19 protein-coding genes are annotated in these 25,944 nt (G+C 67.1%); 16 read left to right on the top strand and 3 right to left on the bottom strand.

The annotated features are described in order from the left end of the window. The gene (locus tag C7402_RS04605) at positions 1-2,916 is read right to left on the bottom strand and encodes a molybdopterin oxidoreductase family protein (RefSeq protein ID WP_165841781.1); all 2,916 of its coding nucleotides are present in this window, start codon (positions 2,914-2,916) and stop codon (positions 1-3) included. A gap of 402 nt (positions 2,917-3,318) precedes the next feature. Here C7402_RS04605 and C7402_RS04600 point away from each other — a divergent pair, with 402 nt between their 5' ends. Both C7402_RS04600 and C7402_RS04595 read left to right on the top strand, forming a co-directional pair. Further along, positions 3,319-4,491, top strand: coding sequence for a porin (locus C7402_RS04600; RefSeq protein WP_116609768.1), 1,173 nt, complete (start codon positions 3,319-3,321; stop codon positions 4,489-4,491). Positions 4,492-4,771: 280 nt separating this feature from the next. Further along, a complete protein-coding gene (locus tag C7402_RS04595) occupies positions 4,772-5,179 on the top strand; it encodes a DUF3597 domain-containing protein (RefSeq protein ID WP_112169650.1) in 408 nt (135 codons plus the stop codon). A gap of 117 nt (positions 5,180-5,296) precedes the next feature. Here C7402_RS04595 and C7402_RS04590 read toward each other — a convergent pair whose 3' ends face one another. After that, positions 5,297-6,157 (bottom strand): hypothetical protein, encoded by an 861-nt coding sequence (locus C7402_RS04590; protein WP_224042779.1) that lies wholly within the window; start codon positions 6,155-6,157, stop codon positions 5,297-5,299. 395 nt (positions 6,158-6,552) lie between these two features. On the opposite strand from C7402_RS04590, the gene C7402_RS04585 reads away from it, so the two are divergent. Further along, positions 6,553-8,229 (top strand): purple acid phosphatase family protein, encoded by a 1,677-nt coding sequence (locus C7402_RS04585; RefSeq protein WP_112169651.1) that lies wholly within the window; start codon positions 6,553-6,555, stop codon positions 8,227-8,229. Positions 8,230-8,314: 85 nt separating this feature from the next. Here C7402_RS04585 and shc read toward each other — a convergent pair whose 3' ends face one another. Then, positions 8,315-10,351, bottom strand: a complete 2,037-nt coding sequence (gene shc, locus C7402_RS04580; protein ID WP_244314740.1) for a squalene--hopene cyclase — start codon at positions 10,349-10,351, stop codon at positions 8,315-8,317. Positions 10,352-10,415: 64 nt separating this feature from the next. Here shc and C7402_RS04575 point away from each other — a divergent pair, with 64 nt between their 5' ends. From C7402_RS04575 to C7402_RS04515, 13 genes are all read left to right on the top strand, one after another. Next, positions 10,416-11,192, top strand: a complete 777-nt coding sequence (locus C7402_RS04575) for a TetR/AcrR family transcriptional regulator (RefSeq protein ID WP_116610069.1) — start codon at positions 10,416-10,418, stop codon at positions 11,190-11,192. Between the two features lie 105 nt (positions 11,193-11,297). After that, a complete protein-coding gene (locus C7402_RS04570) occupies positions 11,298-12,257 on the top strand; it encodes a 4-hydroxyproline epimerase (protein ID WP_116610068.1) in 960 nt (319 codons plus the stop codon). Continuing rightward, a complete protein-coding gene (locus tag C7402_RS04565; RefSeq protein WP_279635536.1) occupies positions 12,254-13,414 on the top strand; it encodes an NAD(P)/FAD-dependent oxidoreductase in 1,161 nt (386 codons plus the stop codon). The genes C7402_RS04570 and C7402_RS04565 overlap by 4 nt, the downstream gene beginning before the upstream one ends. Further along, on the top strand, positions 13,407-13,679 hold the full coding sequence (locus tag C7402_RS04560; protein WP_116609766.1) for a 2Fe-2S iron-sulfur cluster-binding protein: 273 nt from the start codon (positions 13,407-13,409) through the stop codon (positions 13,677-13,679). The genes C7402_RS04565 and C7402_RS04560 overlap by 8 nt, the downstream gene beginning before the upstream one ends. After that, the gene (locus C7402_RS04555; protein ID WP_116609765.1) at positions 13,676-14,944 is read left to right on the top strand and encodes an FAD-dependent oxidoreductase; all 1,269 of its coding nucleotides are present in this window, start codon (positions 13,676-13,678) and stop codon (positions 14,942-14,944) included. Before C7402_RS04560 ends, C7402_RS04555 begins: the two co-directional genes overlap by 4 nt. A gap of 88 nt (positions 14,945-15,032) precedes the next feature. Next, positions 15,033-15,815 carry an AraC family transcriptional regulator gene (locus C7402_RS04550; RefSeq protein ID WP_224042789.1) on the top strand — a complete coding sequence of 261 codons (783 nt, stop codon included), beginning with the start codon at positions 15,033-15,035 and terminating at the stop codon, positions 15,813-15,815. 169 nt (positions 15,816-15,984) lie between these two features. Then, positions 15,985-16,899, top strand: coding sequence for a dihydrodipicolinate synthase family protein (locus tag C7402_RS04545; RefSeq protein WP_112169655.1), 915 nt, complete (start codon positions 15,985-15,987; stop codon positions 16,897-16,899). 85 nt (positions 16,900-16,984) lie between these two features. Next, a complete protein-coding gene (locus tag C7402_RS04540; protein WP_116609764.1) occupies positions 16,985-18,007 on the top strand; it encodes an Ldh family oxidoreductase in 1,023 nt (340 codons plus the stop codon). 200 nt (positions 18,008-18,207) lie between these two features. After that, positions 18,208-19,644, top strand: coding sequence for a TolC family protein (locus C7402_RS04535; protein WP_224042792.1), 1,437 nt, complete (start codon positions 18,208-18,210; stop codon positions 19,642-19,644). Positions 19,645-19,649: 5 nt separating this feature from the next. Next, positions 19,650-20,726 carry an efflux RND transporter periplasmic adaptor subunit gene (locus C7402_RS04530; protein WP_116609763.1) on the top strand — a complete coding sequence of 359 codons (1,077 nt, stop codon included), beginning with the start codon at positions 19,650-19,652 and terminating at the stop codon, positions 20,724-20,726. Continuing rightward, positions 20,723-23,800 (top strand): efflux RND transporter permease subunit, encoded by a 3,078-nt coding sequence (locus tag C7402_RS04525; protein ID WP_116609762.1) that lies wholly within the window; start codon positions 20,723-20,725, stop codon positions 23,798-23,800. The genes C7402_RS04530 and C7402_RS04525 overlap by 4 nt, the downstream gene beginning before the upstream one ends. 62 nt (positions 23,801-23,862) lie before the next feature. Further along, positions 23,863-24,525 carry a response regulator gene (locus tag C7402_RS04520; RefSeq protein WP_116609761.1) on the top strand — a complete coding sequence of 221 codons (663 nt, stop codon included), beginning with the start codon at positions 23,863-23,865 and terminating at the stop codon, positions 24,523-24,525. Then, positions 24,522-25,928: an ATP-binding protein gene (locus C7402_RS04515; protein WP_112169660.1), complete on the top strand. Its 1,407-nt coding sequence runs from the start codon at positions 24,522-24,524 to the stop codon at positions 25,926-25,928. The genes C7402_RS04520 and C7402_RS04515 overlap by 4 nt, the downstream gene beginning before the upstream one ends. Positions 25,929-25,944 lie beyond the last annotated feature (16 nt).

Below are 25,944 nucleotides of genomic sequence, written 5' to 3'. Positions count from 1 at the left end.
TTACTTGCGCTTCGCGGCATTGCGCAGACGCGCGGCGAATGCGCCGCGCCCCGCGAAATACGCCTGGATCCGCCCGACCGGCCCGGTCGAGCCCGGCAGGGGCTGCATCGGCGCGAACTGCGGCAATGTGTGGTCGGCATCGGCCTCGGCCGGATAGACGCGCACACGCACGTCGTACCACGCGGCCTGCCCCGTGACCGGATCGGAGTTCGAGACGCGCCGCGCGCCGTCGCCGGTGGGCAGTTCCTCGGTGATCAGGTGATTGAGCAGGAAGCCGCGTTGCGATTCGTTGGCGTCGGGGCCCAGATTCCACGCGCCGGCCGCCTTGCCGATGGCGTTCCAGGTCCACACCGTGCCGGGCTCGACGGCTTCGCTGTAACGCGCCATGCAGCGCACCTTGCCCCATTGCGATTCGACGTAGATCCAGCCGCCGTCCGCGATGCCGCTTGCCTGCGCCGTGCGCGGATTGACGTACAGATAGTTTTCGCCGTGAATCTGCCGCAGCCACGCGTTTTGCGAGTCCCACGAGTGATACATGGCCATGGGGCGCTGCGTGATCGCCGCCAGCGGGAAGCGTTCGAGATCGGTCGTGGCGAGTTCCAGCGGCGCATACCAGAACGGCAGCGGATCGAAATAACGCTCTACGCGCTCGCGCAAATGCTCCGGCGGCCTGCGCCCCTGCGTCTTGCCCTGCGCCGCGAGCCGGAACTTCTGCATAACGTCCGAGTAGAGCTGGATAAGGATAGGCTCGCCAAACTTGCGAAAGCCCTTCTCGACCGCGAACTGCAAGTATGGCCCGTTCACGTTGCGCATGTACTGAATCTCCTCGGGCAACGTGTAGTGGAATACGCAGTTATGCTTCGCATACTGCTCCCACTGGTCCGGGTTCGGCTCGCCCACGAGCGCCTTGTCGCCATCCTTGCCGCGCCAGCCGATCAGGAAGCCGACGCCCGAGTCCGGCGCGGTCTGGAAGTTGACGACAAAGTCCGGATAGTCCTTGAACTTGCGTTCGCCGTCGGCCTTCATGAAGGCGGGCAACTTCAGGCGGCCCGCGAGTTCGACGAGCACTTCCTGGAACGGCCGGCATTCGCCGGTTCGCGGCAGCACGGGCACGCGCACGGAATCGATGGGCCCGTCGAATTCGGAAATCGGCCGGTCGAGCATCGACATCGCGTCGTGGCGTTCGAGGTAAGTCGTATCCGGCAGGATCAGATCGGCGAACGCCGTCATCTCCGACTGGAAGGCGTCGCACACCACGAGGAACGGAATCTTGTACTGACCGTCGGGCCCGCGGTCGGTCAGCATCTTGCGGACCTCGCCCGTGTTCATCGACGAGTTCCAGGCCATGTTGGCCATGAAGATCAGCAAGGTGTCGATGGGGTACGGGTCGCCCCGCCACGCGTTCGTGATGACGTTGTGCATCAGCCCATGCACCGCGAGCGGATACTCCCACGAGAAGGCCTTGTCGATACGCACCGGCTCGCCCGTTTCGTCGATGAAAAGATCGCCGGGCGCGGCGGGCCAGCCGAGCGGGCCGGAAGGCAGCGGCGTATTGGGCTTGACATCGTTCGGACTGCTGGGCGGTTTCGCCGAGGGCGGCACGGCGCGCGGATACGGCGACTTGTGCCGGAAGCCGCCCGGCCGGTCGATGGTGCCGAGCAGCGACATCAGCACAGCGAGCGCACGGATCGACTGAAAGCCGTTTGAATGCGCGGCCAGCCCGCGCATGGCGTGAAACGCGATGGGGTTGCCCGTCACGCTCTCGTGCCTCACGCCCCAGGCGTCGGTCCATTCGATCGGCAGCGTGATCTTGTGCTCGCGCGCCGTTTGCGCCATTTCGGCCGCGAGGCGGCGAATGGTGTGCGCCGGGATGCCGGTGATCGCCTGCGCCCATTCCGGCGTCGTTTCGGCCACGCGCTCGCGCAGGAGCGCGAACGAGGGCGCGACGGGCGTGCCGTCGTCGAGCACATAGCGGCCGTCGAGCGCGGGCTGAGCACCCGGTGCGTGGTGCGGCACCGCCCGGTTCGAGTTCACGTCCCACCACAGGTGGTTTTGCGGGAACAGCGGATTGCTCACCGCCTGGGAGGGGTCCTCCACGAACAGGCCAAACGTGTCGCTTTGCTCGCGCATGTCGAGCAGTTCGCCCGCGTTGGTGTAGCGCGCGACGAATTCATGATCGTACGCGTCGGCCTTGATCAGTTCATGAATCAGCGCCATGAAAAGCGCGCCGTCCGTGCCGGGGCGAATGGGCACCCACTCGTCGGCAATGGCCGCGTAACCGGTGCGCACGGGATTGATCGCGATGAAACGACCGCCCGCGCGCTTGAACTTCGAAAGGGCAATCTTCAGCGGATTCGAATGGTGGTCCTCCGCCGTGCCGATCATGAAAAACAGCTTCGCGCGGTCGAGGTCCGGGCCGCCGAACTCCCAGAACGAACCGCCGATCGTGTAGATCATGCCCGCCGCCATGTTCGCCGAACAGAAGCCGCCGTGCGCCGCGTAGTTCGGGGTGCCGAACTGCTTCGCGAAGAGGCCCGTGAGCGCCTGCATCTGGTCACGGCCCGTGAACAGCGCGAATTTTTTGGGGTCGGTTGCGCGCAGGTGCGCGAGACGTTTTTCCAGCGTGTCGAGCGCCACCTCCCACGAAACCGGCTCGAACTGCGCCTCGCCGCGCAGCGCGCCCTCTTTGCGCATGAGCGGCTGCGTGAGCCGCGCCGGCGAATACTGCTTCATGATCCCCGACGAGCCCTTTGCGCAGATCACCCCCTGATTGAGCGGGTGCTCCGGGTTGCCGTCGATATAGCGAACCTCGCCGTCGCGCAGGTGCACGCGAATACCGCAGCGGCACGCGCACATGTAGCAGGTCGTGGTCTTGATATCCAGCTTTTCGTCTTGCGTTCGGGTGCCGTGGTCCACGAGGGGCCTCCATTTCCGTCAGGTGCAGGTGCGGGCGCGTCCGGCGCACGCAGTCCATGCGGAAGAAATGGTATGCCCGCGTGCTTGTCTGCTCAACCTTGCATTTCGGATATCAGTCATCACGGTTTCCGATACTTTCCATCAGCTTGCGGCGCATCATGGCAAACCGTAGATGGATGATTTGTCAACCACATGAGCGAGCATGGCACGCTACGTTCATGAAGCGATTGCATCAGAAAGCTAAACGAAGTTTCATTTTTCGGGCCATTTTCGACACGTCCGCGTCATCGCCCTTGCCTAAATTCTCGGTTCCGCCACACAGCCTGAATCATCTTGAATCGGATTCCTGATCATGACCTTCGTCCGTGCCTGCGGTGATTCATCCTTTTCTACGGGACCGAAATGAAAAAAGCGTTGTTGAACATCCTTGCTCTCGCCGCCGCGGCAGTCTCCGCGGGCGCTCACGCGCAAAGCAGCGTCACGCTCTACGGCACGATCGACGCCGGCCTCGACTACGTGAGCAACCAGAAGTCGTCCACCGGCCACGGCCCAACGTGGGGCATGCAGTCCGGCAACGTGAGCACGAGCCGCTGGGGCCTGCGCGGCGCAGAAGATCTGGGCGGCGGCCTGAAGGCGGTGTTCGACCTCGAGAACGGCTTCTCGGTGGTCAACGGCAAGGGCTCGAACGGCGGCTATATTTTCGGCCGGCAAGCGTGGGTGGGTCTCTCCAGCGACCAGTACGGCACGCTCACGCTCGGCCGCCAGTACGACGCGCTGGTGGACATGATCGCACCGATGTCGGCCACGGGCTCGGGCTTCGGCGGCAACATCGCGATGCACCCGTTCGACAACGACAACCTGAATAACGACGTGCGCATGAACAACGCCGTCAAGTTCCGCAGCGCGATTTACGCGGGCTTCCAGGTGGAAGGCGCCTATGCGTTCAGCAACCAGGGCGGCGGCTTCTCGAACAACAACGCCTACACGATGGGCGCTTCGTGGAACGGCGGCCCGATCAATCTGGCCGTGGCGTACTTCCAGGGCAACGAGCCCGGCTCGACCACGAACGGCGCACTGAGCGCGGGCAGCGGCACCGACAACGACCCGATGTTCGTGGCCGAGCGTACGCGCACGCTCGGCGCGGGCGGCAGCTACACGATCGGACCGGCGAAGGTCGGCCTCGTGTTCACGCGCACGATGGTCGCCTCGCCCACGCAGATCGCCCAGGGCGGCTCGCTCAACGCCTTCAACGCCGACTACCTGACGTTCAATAACTTCGAAGTGAACGGCCGCTACTCGCTCACGCCGCAACTGAGCCTGGGCGGCGCGTACACCTACACGGACGGCTCGGTCAGCCGCACGGAAGGCAACGCCTCGCCGCACTGGAACCAGTTCATGCTTCAGGCCGACTATGCGCTCAGCCGCCGCACCGATCTCTATCTGGAAGGCGTGTATCAGCGTGTTTCCGGCGCGCAGGGCATTCCGGTGCTCGGCAACGCGTCGATCTACAACCTCGCGGCATCGTCGAGCAATACGCAGGCGGTCGTCGCGGCGGGCATGCGCCTGAAGTTCTGAAACCGTGTTTGTGCTTTGCCGGCGTTAGCGCTGGTTTAGCGCGCCAGGAGCCGCGAGTCGATCGAGTCGCGGCTCCTGCTATTTTGGCGTTCTTTTTTCGGGTCCGACTGCATCAGCAATCCGCCGATATTCATTCGCCTGGCACCCGAGTCCCGCATTCTTGACCATTCCTGTACATTGCGGCACGCGAACTGCGTCATACTTGTCGCCCTGTTGCCGCGCGGTTCATCGTGGCGCCAGGTTTGCCAACAGGCCAACTTCTGTGACAAAGGATAGAGAAATGAGTATCTTTGGTGACATCGTCAACAAGCTGTTCCACAAAGCCAAGCCGGATGCCGCGCCGCCCGCCGTCGAACCGACGCCGGACCCCGCGGTCGCCCAGGCCGCCTCGCCCGACTCCGCTGCCGCACCGGCACCGGCGCCGCTGGCCGATGTGGACGTAGCCGCCGTGATGGACCAGTTGGTCTCGGAAAGCGGTCAGACGTTGAACTGGCGCACGTCCATTGTCGACACGATGAAGGCGCTGGGCGTCGACAGCAGCCTCGAGCACCGCAAGCAACTCGCGCAGGAACTCAAGTTCTCCGGCGACATGAACGACTCGGCTTCGATGAACGTCTGGCTGCACGGCCAGGTGATGACGGCGCTGGCCGCTAACGGCGGCAAGCTGCCCGCCGATCTGGCCGGCTAATCAGGCCGTCCCGACAGGGGTCCGCTTCACCCCGCCACATTCAACACGCATGAATGGGTGGCGCGGTCCCCGCCGCGCTGGCGCACGGGCCCGCAAACGCCCGGCGCAGCCAGGCGTTTATTCGTAACGCTGCTGCGCTGCGGACCATTTGAACGTGCGCCGCCATTTCCCGCCCCCTTTCGCCCGAAGCTGAAGATCGTGATAGCCGCCGGTCACGGTGGGAAGAACGGTGAGCGCGTTCGCCGCGTCCGATACGTCGTGGCTACGTGTGCCGTCTTTGTGCCAATCGCCCGCGAGCATCTTGTCGAACGCCATCGGCTGCGCGAAGACGACGCGCAGCGTCTTGCCGTCGATCGCGAAGAGATACAGCGCTTCGAAATCGGCGCCGCCGCCCGCGTAACCCTCGCTCCATCCTGCACGCACGCCAAACGCGTAGTCGCCCGTACGAAGCTGGTACGCCGCGAGATCGAAGCGGGACCAGGTGGACGGCATGGCTTCCTGCGGGCTCGCCGCGTCACCTGAGTCCAGCGCGACCGGCAGATCGATGTTCGTGTTGCTCCAGTCGGTTGGTGTGGCGACAGGCGATTCGGTTCGCGCCACGAGCCGCGGTGCGCCCGCGCCGGTGCTTTCAAACACGCCGAACCATACCCGCCGCGTGTCGTTGTCGTTGCCGCCGAGATCCTCGCACGAGCCCGGTGAAGACTTCAGCGCGGTTGCGGCAAGTTCCGGACTGTTCGCGAGACAGATCACGGCGACATAGCTGTTCGGCCGCGCGGGCCAGGGCTTCGCGCCCGCGAGCACGACGCTGCGCACGTCCTGATCCGGCGCCAGTTGCTCGACGAGCAATGCGGGGGTGAAGCCTGCGGGCAGCTTTGTGCCGAAGCCGTCGGGTTGCGGGGCGCCGCCCATCGACTGGTCGAACATTTTGCGGGCGTCCGTGGTGTGCATGGCGCCGCGCACGCCGGAAAGGGAATGCACCGTTGTGTCCGCGTACGCGGTGGCGCCATATGCCGCGAAAGTGAAAGCTGCGAGAGCGAAAGAGTGACGAAGCGGCGCGCGATGTGTCATGGCAAGAGCATGAATTGAATTGCGCACCATTATCGCGGAGCGGATTGCGGTTTCATCCTGTTTTTACCCGGCCGCGCGCCTCGGCCATCACTGTTGCGACCCGTTCGGCATAACGCGTCGGCAGACGGTCCGCCTCGGCGCAAAAAAGGACGCAATGAAGGGGGCGATAAAGGATGTCATCGCGAGGTCATGCAGGCGCGCCATCGTTGCGCCTACACTCACCCTGCGATGCTTGCGCCCGCGCGCATCAGTCATGCTCGGCCGCCGGAGCAGGCTTCGCCCTTCCGCTCGCGAGGCGAGACAACATGACGAAAAAAGACATCCCCGAGAATACCGCCACCGAGGCCGCCGGCGTATCGCGCCGTGGCTTCCTCAAGCTCGCGGGCGCTTCCGGCTTCGCGAGCGCGGCCGGCGCTTTCGCGGGCGGCGCGAAAGCCGACGCCGCCACGCCCGACGGCACACCCGAGCAAGTCCACCTCACGTGGGGCGACGACCCCACGCACGAAGTCGTCGTTTCGTGGGCCTCGCTCGCCGCCTCCACGAATCCGCGCGTGATCTACAGCGCCGATCGCGGCCGCCGCGAGACGGTGCACGCCGTTCAGCGCACCTATACGGACGGTCTCACGGGCGTCGTCGTGTTTGCTTATCACGCGCGTTTGCGCGGCCTGGCGCCGGCCACGACCTACCGCTACGAAGTCACGGCCGACAACGACAGCCGTGCAGGCAGCCCCTTCAGTTCGAGTTTCGCCACTGCACCGCGCGGACGTGCACCGTTTCGCTTCACGAGCTACGGCGACCTCGCCACGCCGAACACCGGCTGGGTGCTCTCCTCGCCGCAAAGCCGCTTCGCCGTGGAAGCGGTGGAGCGCTTCCAGCCGCTCTTTCATCTGCTCAATGGCGACCTCTGCTACGCGAACCTGAATCCCGCGCACCAGACCGAAGTGTGGCGCGACTTCGCGAACAACAATCAGACCTCGTCGGCGAACCGGCCGTGGATGCCCTGCCCCGGCAATCACGAGATCGAGTTCTACAACGGCGCACAAGGCCTCGATTCTTATCTCACGCGCTATACGCTGCCCGATAACGGCACGCGTTTCGCGGGCCGCTGGTACAGCTTTCGCGTGAGCAATGTGCTGTTCGTCTCGCTCGACGCCGACGACGTGGTCTATCAGGACGCCGCCGCCTTCGTGGCCGGCCCCGCGCCGCTCACGCCCGCCGCGAGCACGGGCAACGCGCCCATCGCGCCGGGCACGTCGTTCTATGTGCGCGGCTACAGCAACGGCGAGCAGACGCACTGGCTCGAACGCACGCTCAAGCAGGCGAAGCACGACGACGACATCGACTGGATCGTGGTGCAGATGCACCAGGACGCGCTCAGTTCGTCGAAAACGGGGAATGGATCGGACAAGGGCATACGCGAAGCATGGCTGCCGCTTTTCGACCGCTATGGCGTGGACCTTGTGGTGTGCGGCCACGATCACGACTACGAGCGCAGCTACCCGGTGCGCGGCTGCAACCATCACGCGGGCGTCGATGCGAAAACGGGCGTGAGCGTCGACACGCTCCAGCCGCGTCCCGTCACGCACGCCCAGGGCGCGGGCAACACGTTTGACACGAGCCACGGCACGATCCACCTGATCCTCGGTGGCGGCGGCACGAGCGCACCGCTCGACGTGTATGGCGTGGATGTGGGCAACGGCAATCCGCAGGCACAGGTGTTCACGAAGCCCAACCACCCGGTGCCGGGCACGACGGCAGGCGCCTTCGTGCGTCCGACGGCCGACGCGCTCGAAGACGCCATCTGGTCGGCGCAGCGCGATACGGGCACGGGCTACGGCATCGCGGTGTTCGACGTCGACCCCGGCACGCATGGCGGCAAGACGACGATCACGATGAACTACTATCACGCACCGGGCGCGGATCAAACGCCCACCGGCAACTACGAGTTGTTCGAAACGATCACGCTCGCGAAGTCGCGTTGAAGTTGCGTTGCAGTTGCGTCCAATTTCGGCGCGGCGTAGAAGCAAAAACGCGGGGCGCTTGCGCCCCGCGTTGCTATCCAACTGATCAAACTGCCGCGAACGCTTCTTCCGGCTCACGCACCGGCAGCGCATTCCCCGCCAGCCGCCGATAACGCGAGAGCGCCCACAACGGGAAATACGCCGTATACCCGTGATACTTGAGGTAGTAGATGCGCGGGAACCCCGGCGCGTTGTGCGAGCGATGCCACCAGAACCCGTCGCCCCCCTGCACGCCGAGCAGATAGCTCACGCCGCGTCGAACCGATTCGGATTCCCAATCACCGAAGGCCATTTGCGCGAGCAGCGCCCACGCCGTGAAGTTCGACGCACTTTCGCCACCGTTCGTACCCGCGAGCCGCGCATCGATATAGCTGTCGTTGGTCTCGCCCCAGCCGCCGTCCGCGTTTTGTTGCGCACGCAACCAGGCGAGCGCACGCGCGATATACGGTTGCCGCGGGTCTTCGCCCGCGAGCGCGAGGCCCGCCAGCACGCTCCACGTGCCGTAGATGTAGTTGGTGCCCCAACGGCCCCACCAGCTGCCGTCGGGTTGCTGCGTGGCCTTCACGTACTCGATGGCGCGCGCGAGCGCCGGCTTGTCCTCGGCGCGGCCCGTCACGCCGAAGCACAGCAGTACGCGCCCCGAAACATCTTCGGTAGGCGGATCGAGCAGCGCGCCGTGGTCGGCAAACGGGATAGCGTTCAGATAGAGGCGATCGCAGTCGGCGTCGAAGGCCGCGAAGCCGCCGTTGCGCGATTGCAGGCCCCGCATCCAGTCGAGCGCGAGCGTCACGCGCCGCGCATACGGGTCCACGCCGGTTTCGCGCGCCTGTGCGAGGCCGCGTCGATGCAGCATGGCCACGACCACGGCCGTATCGTCGATGTCGGGGTAGTACGGGTTCTCGTACTGGAAAGCCCAGCCGCCAGCCGGCGTGTCGGGTCGCGCGTTCTCGATCCAGTCGCCGCGCACGTCATCCACCTGGCGCTCGGCCAGCCACTCGTAAGCCCGCGTGATGCGTTGCTGCAACTCCCGATCGGAAATCGTCGCCGCGGCGGGTTCGGCAGGCGTGACGGTGCGGGCCTGCTCCAGCGCCATCGTGCTCCACGCGGTGTCCCATACGGGCGAAAGACAAGGCTGGCAGTAGACGCTGCCGTCGGGCCGCTCGATGAGCAGCTTTTCCAGCGCATCTTCGCAGTCGCGGCGCAGCGGGTGATCTTCAGGATACCCGAGCACCTGCATCATCTGGTAGCTGTAGACGATGGGCGGAAAGATGCCGCCCATGCCGTCCTCGCCGTTCATGCGCTCGGCGCACCAGGCCTCGGCGTGCTTGATGGCGCGCCGGCGCAGCGCGTTCGGCAGCAGCGGCTCGATACGGCGCAGCACGCGGTCGGCCGCAAGAAAGAACCGGCGGATGCCCTTGCCGCGTGGGAAATATTCGCTCTCCTCGTCGGGCGGCGTCACGAACAGTTCGGCGATCGAGACGTTGTGCGGGTTCGCCGCGCGCGCCTTCAGCGAGCACAGCGCGAGCAGCGGCACCATGGTCGTGCGCGCCCAGTAGGCGACCTTGTACATCGAGATCGGCACCCATTTGGGGAACAGCACGAACTCGATCGGCATGAACGGCGTGGCGCGCCACGGCACCTGGCCGAAGGTGGCGAGCAGGATGCGCGTGAACACGTTCGACTTCGCCGCGCCGCCGAGCTTCAGGATGGTTTCGCGCGCGCGCACCATGTGCGGCGCGTTGGCGGCGTCGCCCGCCGCCTTCAGCGCGAAGTACGCCTTCACGCTGCACGAGACATCGGGCGCGCCATCCACGTAAAGATCCCACGCGCCATGCGTCTGCAAACGCTGAATGTCGCGCAGGTAGCGCGCCATCTTTTCCTGGCGGACCCCGTCGACCTTGCCCATGAAATGCATCATGAGGATGTATTCGGCGGTGATCGTGGCGTCCGATTCGAGTTCGAAGCACCAGCTTCCGTCGTCGTCCTGCATCCGGACGAGCGCTTCGCGGCCGCGAACGATCGAGGCGTCGAGCGCAGCCATGGACGCCGCCGAGGCGGAGAATGGCGAGTTGGAATTTTTCATCGGCGAATCATACCATCCGTACGGAATGTTTAGCCGCCACGCCCGCAATGGTATGATCGGCTCCATGAAAGACTCCTCCGTCAAGGCGCCGGCGCGCGCGACACGGCGCGGCGCGAAGGCGGCTGACGCGGCGCCCGCGGCGGCCACCCTCACCGCCGCGACTCCCGATTCCCCAAAGGTCTCCAAGGTCCCGAAGCCCTCGAAGGTAGTCAAATCCCCTTCCCCGCGCGACGACGCCACGCCGCCCACGGACGCACCCGCCGCCGGCACGCGCCGCAAGAAAGCCCCCATCCAGGTGCGCGCCCAGCTCTTGCAAGCCGCCTCCGATATCGCCACCGACCAGGGCGTGCCGTCCGTCACGCTCGACGCCGTGGCCGAACGCGCGGGCGTCACCAAGGGCGCGCTGCAATATCACTTCGCCAACAAGCAGGGCTTGCTCGACGCCCTCTTCGAGCAGACGCTGGAGCGCTTCGAGCAGCAGATGCACGCGCGCATCGAGGCGGGCGTGGCCGCGGGCGCGCCGCAGCACGGCGCCGCCGCGCGCGCGTACCTGCACACCACCATCGACGAAACGAGCCCGGCGGCCAGCACCAACGTGCTGCGCGTGCTGGTGGCCGCGATGATGACCGACCCCGCGATTCGCGAGCGTTACGCAGCGCCCATGCGCAAGTGGACGCGCCCCGACCCGCTGCCGCTCGAAGCCGCCGCCCGCCTGATGATCTGCCGTCTCGCGGCGGACGGCCTGTGGATCTCCGATCTGCTCGGCTACCAGAGCATGCCGCCGCGCCTGCGCGACGAAGTCGTGCGCCAGCTGGAGCAGTTCGTGCTCGCCGGGAGCTAGGCGCCCCCCGCCGCGCGCCGGTCCCCACGGCCGCCGCGCACTATGCCGAAATCGTCGTCGCCTGCGGGCCGTTCGAGCAAGACGCCCAAAATGGGGCGACCTACGATTGTCGGCATGAAAACCCTGACCGTTATCGACTCCCACACGGGCGGCGAGCCGACCCGCCTCGTGATCGCAGGCGGCCCCGAGCTTGGCCACGGCCCGCTCGCCGAACGCCTCGACCTGTTTCGCCGCGACTTCGACCACGTGCGCGCGGGCGTCGTCAACGAGCCGCGCGGCTCGGACGTGATGGTCGGCGCGCTGCTTTGCGAGCCGCACGATCCGTCCTGCTCGGCGGGCGTGATCTTCTTCAACAACGTCGGCTTTCTCGGCATGTGCGGCCACGGCACCATCGGCCTCGTCGCGTCGCTCGCTTATCTCGGCCGCATCGCGGCCGGGGTGCATCGCATCGAAACGCCGGTGGGCGTGGTCGAAGCCGAGTTGCACGACAATGGCGCCGTGACCGTGCGCAACGTGCCCGCCTATCGTTACCGTCAAGCCGTGCCGCTCGACGTGCCCGGCTACGGCCGCGTGCATGGCGACATCGCCTGGGGCGGCAACTGGTTCTTCCTCGTCGCCGACCACAATCTCCCGCTCGAAGCGGGCAACGTCGAAGCGCTCACCGAGGCCACGTGGGCCATGCGCCAGGCGCTCGAAGCGAACGGCATTACCGGCGCGGACGGCGCGTTGATCGACCACGTCGAGCTTTTCGCGCATCCCGATGTCGAAGGCGTGGACAGCCGCAATTTTGTGCTGTGCCCAGGCAAGGCCTACGACCGCTCGCCTTGCGGCACCGGCACGAGCGCCAAGATCGCCTGCCTCGCCGCGAACGGCGAACTCGCGCCTGGCGCGCTGTGGCGGCAGGAAAGCATCATCGGCAGCGTGTTCGAAGCGAGCTACGAAGCCACGCCCGACCTCCCGGCAGGGTATGTGCGCCCGAGCATTCGCGGCAACGCGCATATTAGCGCGGAGTCCAAACTGATTTTCGCCGACGACGATCCGTTCGCCTGGGGCATTCGCACGTGATCGAGCGCTCGAGCGGACACCCCGATGTCGTCGTGATCGGCGCGGGCATCGTGGGCGCGGCGTGCGCCCACGAACTCGCCGCGCAAGGCCTCGACGTGCTCGTGATCGAGCGCGCGGGCGTGGGTGCGGGCGTAACGGCCGCGGGCATGGGCCATCTCGTCGTGATGGACGACACGCCCGAGGAATTCGCACTGAGCGCGTGGTCGCGCATGCTGTGGCACGAGCTTGCGCCGCGCCTCGATGCGCGCCATGCGTTCGTGCGTTGCGGCACGCTCTGGGTCGCCGCCGACGAGGAGGAGCAAACGCTCGCGCAAACACGCCAGCAAGCGCTGCAACGCCAGGGCATCACCTGCTCGATGCTGGACGCGCAACAACTGCGAGAAGCGGAGCCCGGCCTGCGCGAGGGACTCGTGGGCGGCATGATCGTCGACGACGACGCCGTGGTCTACGCGCCCGCCGTTTCCGCATGGCTGCTCGAACAACCGGTGAGCGGCCGCATCGTTTGCCGCACGCAAACACAGGTCACGCAGATCGACCGCGCGGGCGTGCATCTCGCCAACGGCGAAACGATCGCCACGGGCGCGGTGCTGGTGGCGAACGGTCTTCAGGCGCTCGACCTCATGCCGCGCTTGCCGCTACAGGCAAAAAAAGGCCATTTGCTCATTACCGACCGCTACCCCGGCACGATCCGCCATCAGATTCTCGAACTCGGCTATATCAAGAGCGCGCACAACGCGAGCGGCACCTCGGTCGCGTTCAACGTGCAGCCGCGCCCGACCGGGCAATTGCTGATCGGCTCGTCGCGCCAGTTCGACAGCACCGATCCCGCAATCGAACCGGCCATTCTCGCGCGCATGCTGCAACGCGCCGCCGAATATCTGCCGCAACTGCCCGCGCTCAACGCCATTCGCGCGTGGACGGGCTTTCGCCCGGCATCGAGCGACGGCATGCCGCTGATCGGCCCCGCCGCTGCGTTCGCCGCGCCCCAGAGCCATCCGTCCACGTGGCTCGCCACCGGGCACGAAGGCCTGGGCGTGACCACGGCGCTCGGCACGGCGAAACTGATCGCCGCGCAAATGCTCGGCCACGCCGCCGCGATCGATGCGACGCCGTATCTCCCCGCCCGCTTTGCCGCTCAGGGAACCGCACATGTCTGAACTCGTAACGTTGAGCGTCGATGGACGCAACGTGAGCGTTGCGGCGGGCACGTCGGTGGCGGCCGCCATCACGGTCGCGGCGCTTGCGCAGCACGCGCCGCTCGTCACGCGCCGCTCCGTGAGCGGCGCGCTGCGCGGGCCGTTGTGCGGCATGGGCATTTGCCAGGAATGCCGCGTCACCATCGACGGCACGCCGCATCGGCTCGCGTGCCAGTCGGTCTGCGCCGAAGGCATGCACATCGTCACCGGAAATACGGCGCCATGAATTTCGATATCCTGATCATTGGCGCAGGACCCGCCGGATTGAGCGCGGCGCACACCGCCGCACAAGCCGATGCGAGCGTTGGCGTCATCGACGACAATCCGCTGCCCGGCGGCCAGATCTGGCGTCAGGGGCCCGAGCATCGCGCGAGCGGCGCCGCGCGCGCCTTGCTCGACGCGCTAAAGGCGCGCCCCAACGTCACGCTGCTCAGCGGCACCCGTTTCGTGCAGGCGCTGCCGGGCCGCCAACTGCTCGCCGAAAGCGCCGACCGTGCGCTCGTGCTCGCGTATGGCAAGCTCATCGTCGCCTCGGGCGCGCGTGAGCGCTTCCTGCCCTACCCCGGCTGGACCTTGCCCGGCGTCACCGGCGCGGGCGGCTTGCAGGCGCTCATCAAAGGCGGCATGCCCGTGCGCGGCGAGCGCATCGTGATCGCGGGCAGCGGGCCGCTGCTATGGGCCGCCGCGCTCACGGCGCACCAGCACGGCGCGTCCATCGCCGCAATCGTCGAGCAGGCGCCGCCGCACGCCGTGCGCCGCTTCGCGACGGGCCTCGTGCACACGCCCGCGAAACTCGCGCAGGCGCTGCGCATGCGCTTCGACCTGCGCGCCACGCCTTACTGGTGCGGCGCGCACGTTGCCGAAGCGCTCGGCACATCGCGCATCACGCAGGTCCGCGTTCGGCGCGGCGAAGCGGAAATGCGCGTCGATTGCGACCGGCTCGCGTGCGCCTATGGTCTCGTACCGAATACAGGCATCGGCGCGGCGCTCGGTTGCGAACTGCAACCGCATGCGGGCTCGCCCGCCATCGCCGTGAACGAATGGCAGCGGACCTCCGTTGACGATATCCACGCGGCCGGCGAATGCACGGGCGTGGGCGGCATGGAACTCGCGGCTGTGGAAGGGCGCATTGCGGCGCACGCCGCGCTCGGCGACGCCGACGGCGCACGCCGGTTGTTCGCCGTGCGCGAACGTTACCGCCGCTTTGCGGCGCGCCTGCACGAAGCGTTCGAACTCGCGCCCGCGCTGCGCACGCTCGCGCGGGCCGACACCGTATTCTGCCGTTGCGAGGACGTCGCTTTCGGCGACGTCGCGCACCATGCCTCCTGGCGCGACGCCAAGCTGCAAACGCGCTGCGGCATGGGGCCCTGCCAGGGCAAGATTTGCGGCGAGGCGGCGGCTTTCTGCTTCGGCTGGCCGCAAAACGGCCAGCGCCCGCCGTTTTCGCCCGCGCGCATCGACACCTTGCTGCACGCCCAGACCGGGGCATAGCGCGGCACGGGTTATTGATCGCGGATGCGCCAGCGCGCGCGAGACGGCACAATAGCGGTTTCCCGTCTATCGCTCCGCGCGCTTCGCGATGCCCGAACTGGTCCTGCCCGCCACCCTCGAAAACGCCACGTTTGCGCAGATGGTCGCGCATTTCGCCATGCTCGAACCGCTGTTCGACGCCATGCCGGACGTGGTGTTCTTCGTGAAGGATCACGAAGCGCGCTACGTGATCGCGAACACCACGCTCGCCGCGCGCTGCGGTTTCAAGGACAAGCGCGCCCTCGTCGGCAAGACGGCCGAACAGGTGTTTCCCTCGCGCTTCGGGCACAGCTACACCGCACAGGACCAGGCCGTCGTGCGGCTCGACAGCCGCCTCATCGATCAACTCGAACTGCATCTATATCCCGGGCGGCATCCGGGCTGGTGCCTCACATCCAAGGTGCCGCTGCACGACACGCAGGGCCGCGTGCTGGGCGTGGCCGGCATTTCGCGCGACTTGCAGGCCGCCGAAGGCACGCATCCCGCCTATCAGCGGCTCGCGGTCGCGGCGAAGTACATCCAGGACAACTATGCGCAACCGCTCAAGCTCGCGCACCTGGCCAAACTCATCAACATGTCGGTCGCGCAGATCGAGCGTTACTTCCACAAGATCTTTCACCTCACGCCGCGCCAGATGCTGCTGAAAACACGGCTCGACGCGGCCTCCGTGCTGCTCGCGAGCGACCTGAGCATCACCGACATCGCCACGCAATGCGGCTATAACGATCACAGCGCGTTCACGCGGCAATTCAAGGCCACGGTGGGCATCACCCCGAGCCAGTACCGCGCGCTGCTGCAAGCGCCCGAGGGCGGCGCAACGCCGCGCGGCTGAGCTTTCCGGCGATTTTCCCAGGGTTCACCCTGGGCCGCGCGAGACTATGCAGATTTCGTCTCTTTGAGGTGCGAAAGCCCTCAAGCGCCGGACGATTTGGACAGCGATACTCCACTCATATTCAACAGGTACCGGCGCGAGCCGCTACGTATTCAAGGAGTGAGTCACAGTGAGCGCTATCCAGTGGAGCGGGGTGTTTCCCGCCGTCAGCACCCAGTTCAAGGCGGACTTCTCGGTTGATATCGACGCCACGCACCGGGTGGTGAGCAATCTCGTCAAGGACGGCGTGTCGGGCCTCGTGGTGTGCGGCACCGTCGGCGAGAACACTTCGCTCGCGACGAACGAAAAGCTTGCCGTGATCGAGGCCGCGCGCGACGCCGCCGGTGGCAAGGTGCCCGTGATCGCCGGTATTGCCGAATTCACCACCGAGTTCGCGCGTCAGACCGTGAAGGAAGCGGCGCGCGTGGGCGTGGACGGCGTGATGGTCATGCCCGCCCTCGTGTATTCGTCGAAGCCGCACGAAACGGCCGCGCATTTCCGCGCCGTGGCTTCGAGCACCGACGTGCCGGTGATGGTCTACAACAACCCGCCGATCTACAAGAACGACGTGACGCCGGACATCCTGATCGCTCTTCAGGATTGCGAAAATATCGTCTGCTTCAAGGACTCCTCGGGCGACACGCGCCGCTTCATCGACTTGCGCAACGCCGTGGGCGACCGCTTCGTGCTGTTCGCCGGCCTTGACGACGTGGTGGTCGAAAGCGTGGCCGTGGGCGCGCAGGGTTGGGTCTCGGGCATGTCGAACGTGTTCCCGAAGGAAGGCGAAACGCTCTTCCGCCTCGCGAAGCAAAAGCGTTTCGACGAAGCGCTCGCGCTGTATCGCTGGTTCATGCCGCTCCTGCACCTCGACGCGCGCCCCGACCTCGTGCAGTGCATCAAGCTGTGCGAGGAGCTCGTCGGCCGCGGCAGCGCGATCACGCGCCCGCCGCGCCTCGCGCTCGAAGGCGAAGCGCTCGCGCACGTGAAGGCCGTGGTCGAAAAGGCGCTCGCCACGCGCCCCGCCCTGCCGGACGTGGGCCTCTAAGCCCAACGCATTGCACCACGCGAAACCGGGCCGCCAGGGCCCGGTTTGTTTTTTTGCAGGCCACGCGATATCGACACCCACCACCATGACTGACACGTCCACGCACGTCGTTCTCACGCTCGACGAAGTCTTCGCGCTCGCGCGCAACGTGCTGCTGCGGCACGGCATGTCCGAAGCGCATGCCGCGGCCATCGCGCGCGTCATCACCCAGGGCCAGCGCGATGAATGCCACTCGCACGGCATCTACCGCCTGCTCGTTTGCGCGCGCTCGCTCAAGAGCGGCAAGGTCGACGCGCGCGCCGAACCCACGCTGCGCGACATCGCGCCCGGCGTGCTGGCCGTCGACGCGCACTACGGCTTCTCCCTGCTCGCCTTCGAAACCGGCCTGCCCGTGCTCGCACAGAAGGCGCGCAGCCAGGGCATAGCGGCGATGGCGATCAACCGCTGCTTCCACTTCTCCGCGCTCTGGCCGGAAGTCGAAGCCATCGCCGCGCACGGTCTCGTGGGCCTCGCGATGAACCCGAGCCATAGCTGGGTCGCACCTGCGGGCGGCACGCGCGGCGTGTTCGGCACGAATCCGCTGGCGTTCGCGTGGCCGCGCGAAGGCGGCCTGCCGTTCGTGTTCGACTTCGCGACCAGCGCGATCGCGCGCGGCGACATCGAGCTGCACGCGCGCGAGGGCAAGTCCATTCCGCCGCACTGGGCGCTCGACAGCGAAGGCCAGCCGACCACCGACGCGCACGCCGCGCTGGAAGGCGCGATGCAGACATTCGGCGGCCACAAGGGGTCGGCGCTCGCGGCCATGATCGAGTTGCTCGCGGGCGCGCTGATCGGCGACCTCACGAGCATGGAGTCGCAAGCGTTCGACGGCGGCGCGGGCGCGAGCCCCTGTCACGGCGAACTCGTCATCGCCATCGACCCGCACCGCTTTGGCGGCGACGGTCATGCGGCCGGTCAGGCGCGCGCCGAGCAACTGTTCGACGCCATCACGGTGCAAGGCGCGCGCCTGCCGTCGCAGCGCCGCTTCGAAGCGCGCGAGCGCAGCGAACGCGAAGGCGTGAAGGTGCCGCGCGCGCTCTACGACGACGTGCTGAAATTGCTCGACTGAAGCCGGTGCGACGTCGCCACATTACGCTCGCGCAGCGCACTGACCCCGCGCAAATGCGAAGTCAATGCCCAACACGCGCGAGCGTGACTTAAGCGTTACCTAAGGGTTACCCCTGCACAATCCGCGGCATTCAACCTGGCGTATGCATACCCTGCGCCGTGTGTTTCCGCCACGCTTTTTGCCTTGTGCCAGGAGTCCCCTTGCCCCGCCTGCTGCCCTGCCCGCCGGCGCGCGCGCGCGGCGTTGCGCTGGCCGCCGCCTGCGCCGTCTGTTTCGCCGCGACGCTCACCGGCTGCACCACGTATCGCGCGCAACCGTTGGCCTCGCACGCGTCGTTGATCGACGCGAATGCGCTCGCGCGCGTGCAGATCGATCCCGCGACCATGCCGCTGCCCGAGCTGGCCGCGCACCGCTTCGACCCGGCAAACGGCTTCGACATCGAAGACGTCGCCATGCTCGCGGTCGCGAACAATCCCGACCTCAGGCTCGCACGCGACGATCTCGGCATCGCGCAGGCCCAGGCCTATTCGGCGGGCTTGCTGCCGGACCCGCAGGTCGCGATTTCCAGCGACTATCCGGGTCAGCTCGGCCTGTCTCGCGCATTCAGCTACGGCTTGAGCATGGACGTGATGGCGCTCGTCACGCGCAGCGCCAACCTGCATTCGGCCGAAGCCACCGTGCACAAAACCGATCTCGGCCTGCTCTGGCAAGAGTGGCAGGTCGTGGCGCAAGCGCGCCAGTTGTTCGTCAAGGCGCGCTATCAGGACGCCGTGCTGCCGCTGCTTGCGCAGCAGGAAGAACTGGCGCGCATGCGCCATGAGCGTACCGAGCGTGCCGCGCAAGCCCACAACGTGACCGCGGATGTCGTTGCCGGCACACTCGTCTCGCTGCAAGACGCGCGCAAGCAATACGCGGACATGCAACTCGCGCGCGAGCAAACCCGCCACGACCTGAACGCGCTGCTCGGCCTCGCGCCCGATGTCGAACTGCCGCTCGTGGGACCGGATGCGCTCGATGCGCTCGATACGATCGCGCCGACGCCCGATGCGACCGTCGATGCGGCCATGGCCGCGCTGCCCGCGCGCCGCCCCGACCTGCTCGCGCTGAAGGCGGGTTACGAAGCGCAGGAAGCGAAGTATCGCGCGGCGATCCTCAACCAGTTTCCCAGTCTTTCCGTGGGCTTCGTGCGTGCGCGCGATACTTCGGAGATCTACACGAGCGGCTTCCAGATCAGCCTGAGCCTGCCCATCTTCAATCGCAATCGCGGCAACATCGCGATCGAGCAGGCCACGCGCACGCGCCTCGCGGACGAATACCAGACGCGCTTGAACGCCGCCGTGGCCGACACGGCGCACCTGCGCGCGAACGGCGCGATCATCGCCCGCCAGCTTGCCGACGCCGAGGCCTCGCTGCCGCCCTTGCAGCGCAGCGCGGAGCGTGCCCACGACGCCTACACGGCGCGCAGCATCACGCTCGGCCAGTACACGGACGCGCAGTCTGCCGCGCTCGCGCGCGCAATCGACGTCGCCACGCTGCGCGAGTCGCTTGCGGAACAGCGTGTCGGGCTGCAAGCCCTGCTCGGCAGCGCGATTCCGGACCCTGCCTCCGCCACGACGCCCCCCATCGCCAACCGTTGACCCCCATGCCAAGACGACCGCTCCTTCTTCGCGCCGCCGCGCTCCTCGCCGCCGTGGCCACGACGCTTTCGCCCGCGCTCGCTGACGAGCCCGTCTCCGTCGCCGTCGTCGTCGCGCCCGTGGCGCGCAAGCCCATCGCACAGCAAATCGAGGCCTATGGCGTGGTGAGCGCCGCTGCCGCGAATATCACCACGTTGAGCCTGCCCTACACGGCGCGCGTGATGCGCGTGCTCGCGCAACCGGGGCAAAGCGTTGCGCGCGGCGCGCCGCTTTTCGTGGTCGAGGCCGACGCCGGCGCCGTCATTGCATTGAGCCAGGCGCAAAGCGAGGCGACCTTCGCGCGCGGCGAACTGGATCGCACCGAGGCGCTCTACCGCGACGGTCTCGCCACGCAATCGCAGTTGGCGACGGCGCGCAAGGCGCTCGACGATGCGCGCGCGGCGCTTGCCGCGCAAACCCGCTCGGGCGTGACGCAGGGAAGCAAAACACTTGTTGCGCCCTCGGCCGGCGTGGTGTCGCAGATCTCCGCCGCCCAAGGCGACCAGGTGCAGGCCGGCGCCGCGCTCGCGCAATTCGTGCCCGCGAACGCCGGTGCGGGACGCGCCGCGAACGTCTCGCTCGGCGTGGAACCCGCGGACGCGCTGACGATACACGCAGGCGACCGCGTCGTGCTGCACGCGCTTTCCGCATCGATCGGCAACGCGGGCGCGGCCGGCCAGATCGTGCTGGTCGGCGCCGCGATCGATGCGCAAAGCCAGCTCGTCAATGTCGGCGCGAGCGTGCCGTTCACGGGCGCGCCCTTCATGCCCGGCATGCACGTGCGCGCCGATATCGAAACGCGCCCCGGCAACTGGTGGAACGTGCCGCGCGCCGCCGTTCTACAGGACTCCAAAGGACACTATGTTTTCCAGGTGACGCCCGCGGGCAAGGCACACCGCGTGGCCGTGCAGATGGAAGTCGAACGCGACGGCTGGTACGGCGTGGACGGCGCGCTCGACGCCTCGCGCCCGCTCGTGGTGAGCGGCAACTATGAGCTCGAAGAAGGCATGGCGGTGCGCATGACCAAAGGCGGCGCACAATGAATTTCGGCCTCTGGATGCAGCGCCACCGGCGCTCGCTGCTGTTCGTGATCGCGCTCGCCGCGATCGCCGGCGCGCTTACCGCGCTGCGCCTGCCCATCTCGCTCTTTCCCAACGTGTCGTTTCCGCGCGCCGTGGTCTCGCTCGACGCGGGCGACCGCCCCGCCGAACAGATGGCGACGCTCGTCACAATGCCCGTCGAAGAAGCCCTGCGGCGCGTGCCGAACGTGCGCGACGTGGAGTCGCGCACGAGCCGGGGCAGCGCCGAGATTTCGCTGAACTTCGACTGGGGCACCGACATGGCGCAGGCCACGCTGCAAGCGCAGTCGGCCATTGCCGAGATCCTCGCGAGCCTGCCGCCGGGCACGACCATGCAGGTGCGCCGCATGGACCCGACGGTGTTCCCGGTGCTCGCGTACAGCCTCACCTCGCAGCGGCAAAGCCTCGCACAACTTTACGATCTCGCGCAGTTCCAGTTGCGCCCGCTGCTTTCCTCGGTCGAGGGCGTGGCGCGCGTGGAGGTGGCGGGCGGTGCGCGCGACGAACTCGAAGTCGCGGTCGATCCCGCGCGGCTCGCCGCGCACAAGCTCTCGGTCGCGGACGTTTCGCGCGCCATCGGCGCGGGCAACGTGCTGATGGCGACGGGCCGGCTCGAAGACCACGACAAGCTCTATCTCGTCGTCGCCAACACCGCCATCGACGGCCTCGACGCGCTAGGGAACGTGGTGGTGGCCGCGCCAGCGGGCGGCGGCCAGGTGCGTCTGCGCGACGTCGCCACGGTGGCGCGCGGCGTCGTGCCGCAATGGATACGCGTGACGGCTGACGGCCAGGATGCGGTGCTCGTCAACATCTATCAGCAGCCGGGCGCGAACAGCGTGGCAATGGCGAAGGCCATTCGCGCGCGCCTCGCCGACTTCGGCCAGCACATGCCCGCAGGCGTGCATCTCGCCAACTGGTACGACCAGAGCGAGCTCGTCATTGCCTCCGCCACGAGCGTGCGCGACGCGATCATGATCGGCGTGGTGCTCGCGGCGCTCACACTATTCGTATTCCTGCGCAATCTGAAAGTCACGCTGATTGCCGTCGCGCTGGTGCCCGTGGTGATGGCGGCGACCATCCTGCTGCTCGACGTGTTCGGCATGGGCTTCAACATCATGACGCTGGGCGGCATGGCGGCGGCGGTGGGCCTCGTGATCGACGACGCCATTGTGATGATCGAGCATATCTCGCGGCGCATGCGCGAAGCGGGCGAGCACGCCTTCCACGGCCGCGTGATGAGCGCCGCGCTCGAATTCACGCGGCCGCTCGCGGGTTCCTCAGCGGCCACGCTTGTGATCTTCGTGCCGCTCGCGTTTCTTTCGGGCGTGACGGGTGCGTTTTTCAAGGCGCTTTCCGTGACGATGGCGAGCGCGCTGTTTATTTCGTTCATCGTCACGTGGCTTGCCATTCCGATTCTCTGCGATCGCTGGCTCACATCCACGGACGCGCAGGAGCACACGGAAACGCGCTTCGCGGCGTGGCTCAATCGCGGCTATGCGAAGCTCGTCGCACGCGTGAGTGCGCGGCCCGCATGGGTGCTCGCAGGCCTCGTGCCGCTCGCGCTGCTCGCCGCGCTCGCCTTCACGCGCGTGGGCAGCGGCTTCATGCCTTCGATGGACGAAGGCGGCTTCGTGCTCGACTATCACACGCGCCCCGGCACTTCGATCACCGAAACCGACCGGCTCATGCGCCAGATCGAAGCCATCCTGCGCGCGAACCCGAACGTGCAGACGTGGTCGCGGCGCACGGGCGCGGGGCTCGGCGGCGACCTCAACGAGCCGAACAAGGGCGACTTTTTCGTGCGCCTCAAATCCGGCTCGCGCGAACCCATCGACACCGTGATGGAGGAAGTCCGCTCGCGCATCGAAAGCCAGGTGCCCGGCGTGAGCGTGGAACTCGCGCAGTTGATGGAGGACCTGATCGGCGACCTGACCGCTGTGCCGCAGCCCGTGCAGATCAAGATCTATTCCGACGACCAGAACGTGCTGGACGGCACCGCCCGGCACGTGGCCGCGCGCATCGCGAAGATCAACGGCATCGTGGATGTGAACGACGGCATCAATCCCGCGGGCGACGCGATCGACCTGCATATCCGCCCCGATGCGGCCGCCGCCGAGGGCATGGACCCGCAAGCCATCGCGCAGCAGGTCAACGACCTGCTCGACGGCAACGTGGCCACGCAATTCCAGAGCGGCCCGAAAACCATCGGCGTGCGCGTGCGCGCGCAGGACGCGGCGCACCTCACCGACACGGCACTGAGCCGCTTGCCGATCCGCGCGCCCGATGGCCACATCTTCGCGCTTGCGCGCGTGGCGGATCGCGTCGCCGTGTCGGGGCAGCCCGAAATCAGCCGCGATAATCTCAAGCGCATGGCGGCCGTGACCGCGCGCATCGAAGGTCGCGACCTCGGCTCGACCATCGCGGACGTACAGCGCGTGCTCGGCGAACCGGGCCTACTGCCCGCAGGCGTCTACTACGAGCTGGGCGGTCTTTACCAGCAGCAGCAAATCGCGTTCAAGGGGCTGCTCGCGGTGTTCGGCGCAGCTGTCGCGCTCGTGTTCGGCTTGCTGCTCTTTCTCTACGAACGCTTTCGCGTGGCGCTCGCGGTCATGGCCATGCCGCTGCTCGCCACGGGTGCGGTGTTCATCGGACTGTGGATCACGGGGATCGAGCTCAACATCTCCGCGATGATGGGCATGACGATGATCGTGGGGATCGTGACCGAAGTGGCGATCTTCTATGTTTCGGAGTTCCAGGGACTCGTGCGCGACGAAGGCCATACGGTCGATGACGCCCTGCTCGCCGCGGGCCGCAACCGCCTGCGGCCGATCGCGATGACCACCATCGCCGCGATTCTCGCGCTGCTGCCGCTCGCCTTCGCGCTCGGCCAGGGTTCCGCCATGCAGCAGCCGCTCGCCGTGGCAATCATCTCGGGGCTGATCGTGCAGATGCCGCTCGTGCTGCTCGTGCTTCCCGCCCTGCTGCGCGTGCTGCTCGTACGCGGGGCCGGAACGCCCAGGCCGGCGACTGGCGAGTGACTTAAGCACCGGTTAAGCCGGGATGAGCGACAATGAGAGGTTGAAAAATCGGGGAGCGAGCGATGCGCCTGTTGCTGGTGGAAGACGACGAGATGATTGCCGAAACGGTGCTCGATTCGATGCGCCGCGAAGGCCATGCCGTTGACTGGGCGCGCGACGGGCGGGAGGCGGAGCTTTCGCTCGACAACGACGTGTACGACCTCGTGCTGCTCGATCTCGGACTGCCGAAAAAGGACGGCATCGAGGTGCTCAACGGCTACCGCCGCAAGGGCGGCGAGGCGACCGTGCTGATCCTGACCGCGCGCGACTCGGTGACGGACCGCATCGCCGGGCTCGACGCCGGCGCCGACGACTACCTCATCAAGCCTTTCGACCTCGACGAACTGGCCGCCCGCGCCCGCGCGCTGCTGCGCCGGCGCACGGGCCAGAAGCAGCCCGTCTATGCGCACGGCGACCTCGCGCTCGACCCCGCCGCGCATGAAGTGACGAAGGAAGGTCAGCCGGTTGCGCTCGTGCCACGCGAATTCGCTCTGTTGCATGTGCTGATCGAGCAGCCCGCGCGCGTGTTCACGAAGGCCGAGCTCGAAGAGCGCATGTATGGCTGGGGCGAGGAAGTGGGCAGCAACGCGATCGAAGTGCACGTGCACAGCCTGCGCCGCAAGATCGGCGCCGACCAGATCGTGACCGTGCGCGGCGTGGGCTACCGGCTCAAGAGGTCCGAATGAACTCGATCCGCCGGCGCCTGCTCGGCTGGCTCATCTGCGGCTTCGCTGCCGCCTCGGTGGTGGCGGGCATCGGCATTTTCCACACGGCGCGCGAAGAAGCCGGTGAGCTGTTCGATTACGAACTGCACGCCGTGGCGCTTTCCATGCCCGCGAACGTCGCGACGGCACGCGAGGTGGAACAGTCCGGCCCCGGCTTCGACGAAATTGCCGACGACCGCATTCTCATTGCGATCTGGGACCGCGACGGCAAGCTCATCTACCACTCGCAGGAAACGCCCACGCTGCCGCGCCAGGCCACGGGCTTTCGCACGATCGAGCACGACGAGGTGCATTGGCGCGTGTTCGGCCTCGCGCAGCCCGAGCGCTTCGTGCAGGTCGCGCAACCCATTTCCGTGCGCGATACGCTGGCGCTGCATCTCGCGCTGCACACCTTGTGGCCGCTCGCGCTGCTCGTGCCCGTGGCGATCGTGCTCGTGCTGTTCGTCGTGACGCGCGGACTCGCGCCGGTGCGCGGGCTTTCGACGCTGCTCGCCGCGCGCTCGGTCCATGCGCTCGAACCGCTGCGCCTGGACGGCTCGGTGCCCGTGGAGTTGCGTCCGCTCGTCGAGGCGCTCAACGATCTGCTGGATCGCCTGAACGCGGCCTCGCAGGCGCAGCGCACCTTTATCGCCGACGCGGCGCACGAGCTGCGCTCGCCGCTCGCCGCGCTCAAGTTGCAATGGCAGGCGGCGCTGCACGACGGCACGCTCAGCGGCGAGCCGCGCACGCTCGAACGCATGCAAACGCGCCTGAACCGCACGATCCGCCTCGTGCAGCAGTTGCTCACGCTCGCCCGCGAAGACGCGCAGGCAAGCGCCCCCTCGGCGATCGTGAGCCTGCGGCGGCTGGGCGAACAGGCGATCGGCGACTTCTCGCTGCTCGCCGAGGAAAAAGGCATCGACCTCGGCCTGGAGTCGCGCCCGCCCGTCACGCCCGAGGACATCTGCAACGTGAGCGCCGACCCGCACGGGCTCAACACCTTGCTGAACAATCTGCTCGACAACGCGATCCGCCACACGCCCTCGGGCGGCAAGATCGACCTCGTGCTCACGCGCGCGCAGGACACGTTCGGCTTCGAGGTGGTGGACAACGGCCCCGGCATTCCCGAGGCCGATCTCGAACGCGTGCTCGACCGCTTCTTTCGCGGCGATCATGCGCAGGGCACCGGCAGCGGGCTGGGGCTTTCGATCGTCGCGCGCATTGCGCAACGCCAGGGTCTGACGTTCAAGTTGCGCAACAACCCCGGCGGGCGCGGGCTCACGGCTGCGGTGAGCGGGCTACAGCGGCGCACGGGCGAAGGCGGCAATGCGGAGATCACGCCCGCCGCGAAACGCAACACGCGTGCGACGAGCGATTCGGCGTAACCGCGCTTCAATGGGC

Source organism: Paraburkholderia unamae (assembly GCF_003096875.1).
Lineage (GTDB): Bacteria > Pseudomonadota > Gammaproteobacteria > Burkholderiales > Burkholderiaceae > Paraburkholderia > Paraburkholderia unamae.
Note: the sequence above shows the minus strand (reverse complement) of the source record. Positions and strands in the feature narration are given on the sequence as shown.

Coding starts and splice junctions, on each gene's coding strand:
- C7402_RS04575 (WP_116610069.1), top strand. CDS start 10,416: ATGAAAGACTCCTCCGTCAAGGCGCCGGCGCGCGCGACACGGCGCGGC.
- C7402_RS04525 (WP_116609762.1), top strand. CDS start 20,723: ATGAATTTCGGCCTCTGGATGCAGCGCCACCGGCGCTCGCTGCTGTTC.
- C7402_RS04550 (WP_224042789.1), top strand. CDS start 15,033: ATGCCCGAACTGGTCCTGCCCGCCACCCTCGAAAACGCCACGTTTGCG.
- C7402_RS04540 (WP_116609764.1), top strand. CDS start 16,985: ATGACTGACACGTCCACGCACGTCGTTCTCACGCTCGACGAAGTCTTC.
- C7402_RS04555 (WP_116609765.1), top strand. CDS start 13,676: ATGAATTTCGATATCCTGATCATTGGCGCAGGACCCGCCGGATTGAGC.
- C7402_RS04520 (WP_116609761.1), top strand. CDS start 23,863: ATGCGCCTGTTGCTGGTGGAAGACGACGAGATGATTGCCGAAACGGTG.
- shc (WP_244314740.1), bottom strand. CDS start 10,351: ATGAAAAATTCCAACTCGCCATTCTCCGCCTCGGCGGCGTCCATGGCT.
- C7402_RS04515 (WP_112169660.1), top strand. CDS start 24,522: ATGAACTCGATCCGCCGGCGCCTGCTCGGCTGGCTCATCTGCGGCTTC.
- C7402_RS04595 (WP_112169650.1), top strand. CDS start 4,772: ATGAGTATCTTTGGTGACATCGTCAACAAGCTGTTCCACAAAGCCAAG.
- C7402_RS04585 (WP_112169651.1), top strand. CDS start 6,553: ATGACGAAAAAAGACATCCCCGAGAATACCGCCACCGAGGCCGCCGGC.
- C7402_RS04560 (WP_116609766.1), top strand. CDS start 13,407: ATGTCTGAACTCGTAACGTTGAGCGTCGATGGACGCAACGTGAGCGTT.
- C7402_RS04600 (WP_116609768.1), top strand. CDS start 3,319: ATGAAAAAAGCGTTGTTGAACATCCTTGCTCTCGCCGCCGCGGCAGTC.
- C7402_RS04530 (WP_116609763.1), top strand. CDS start 19,650: ATGCCAAGACGACCGCTCCTTCTTCGCGCCGCCGCGCTCCTCGCCGCC.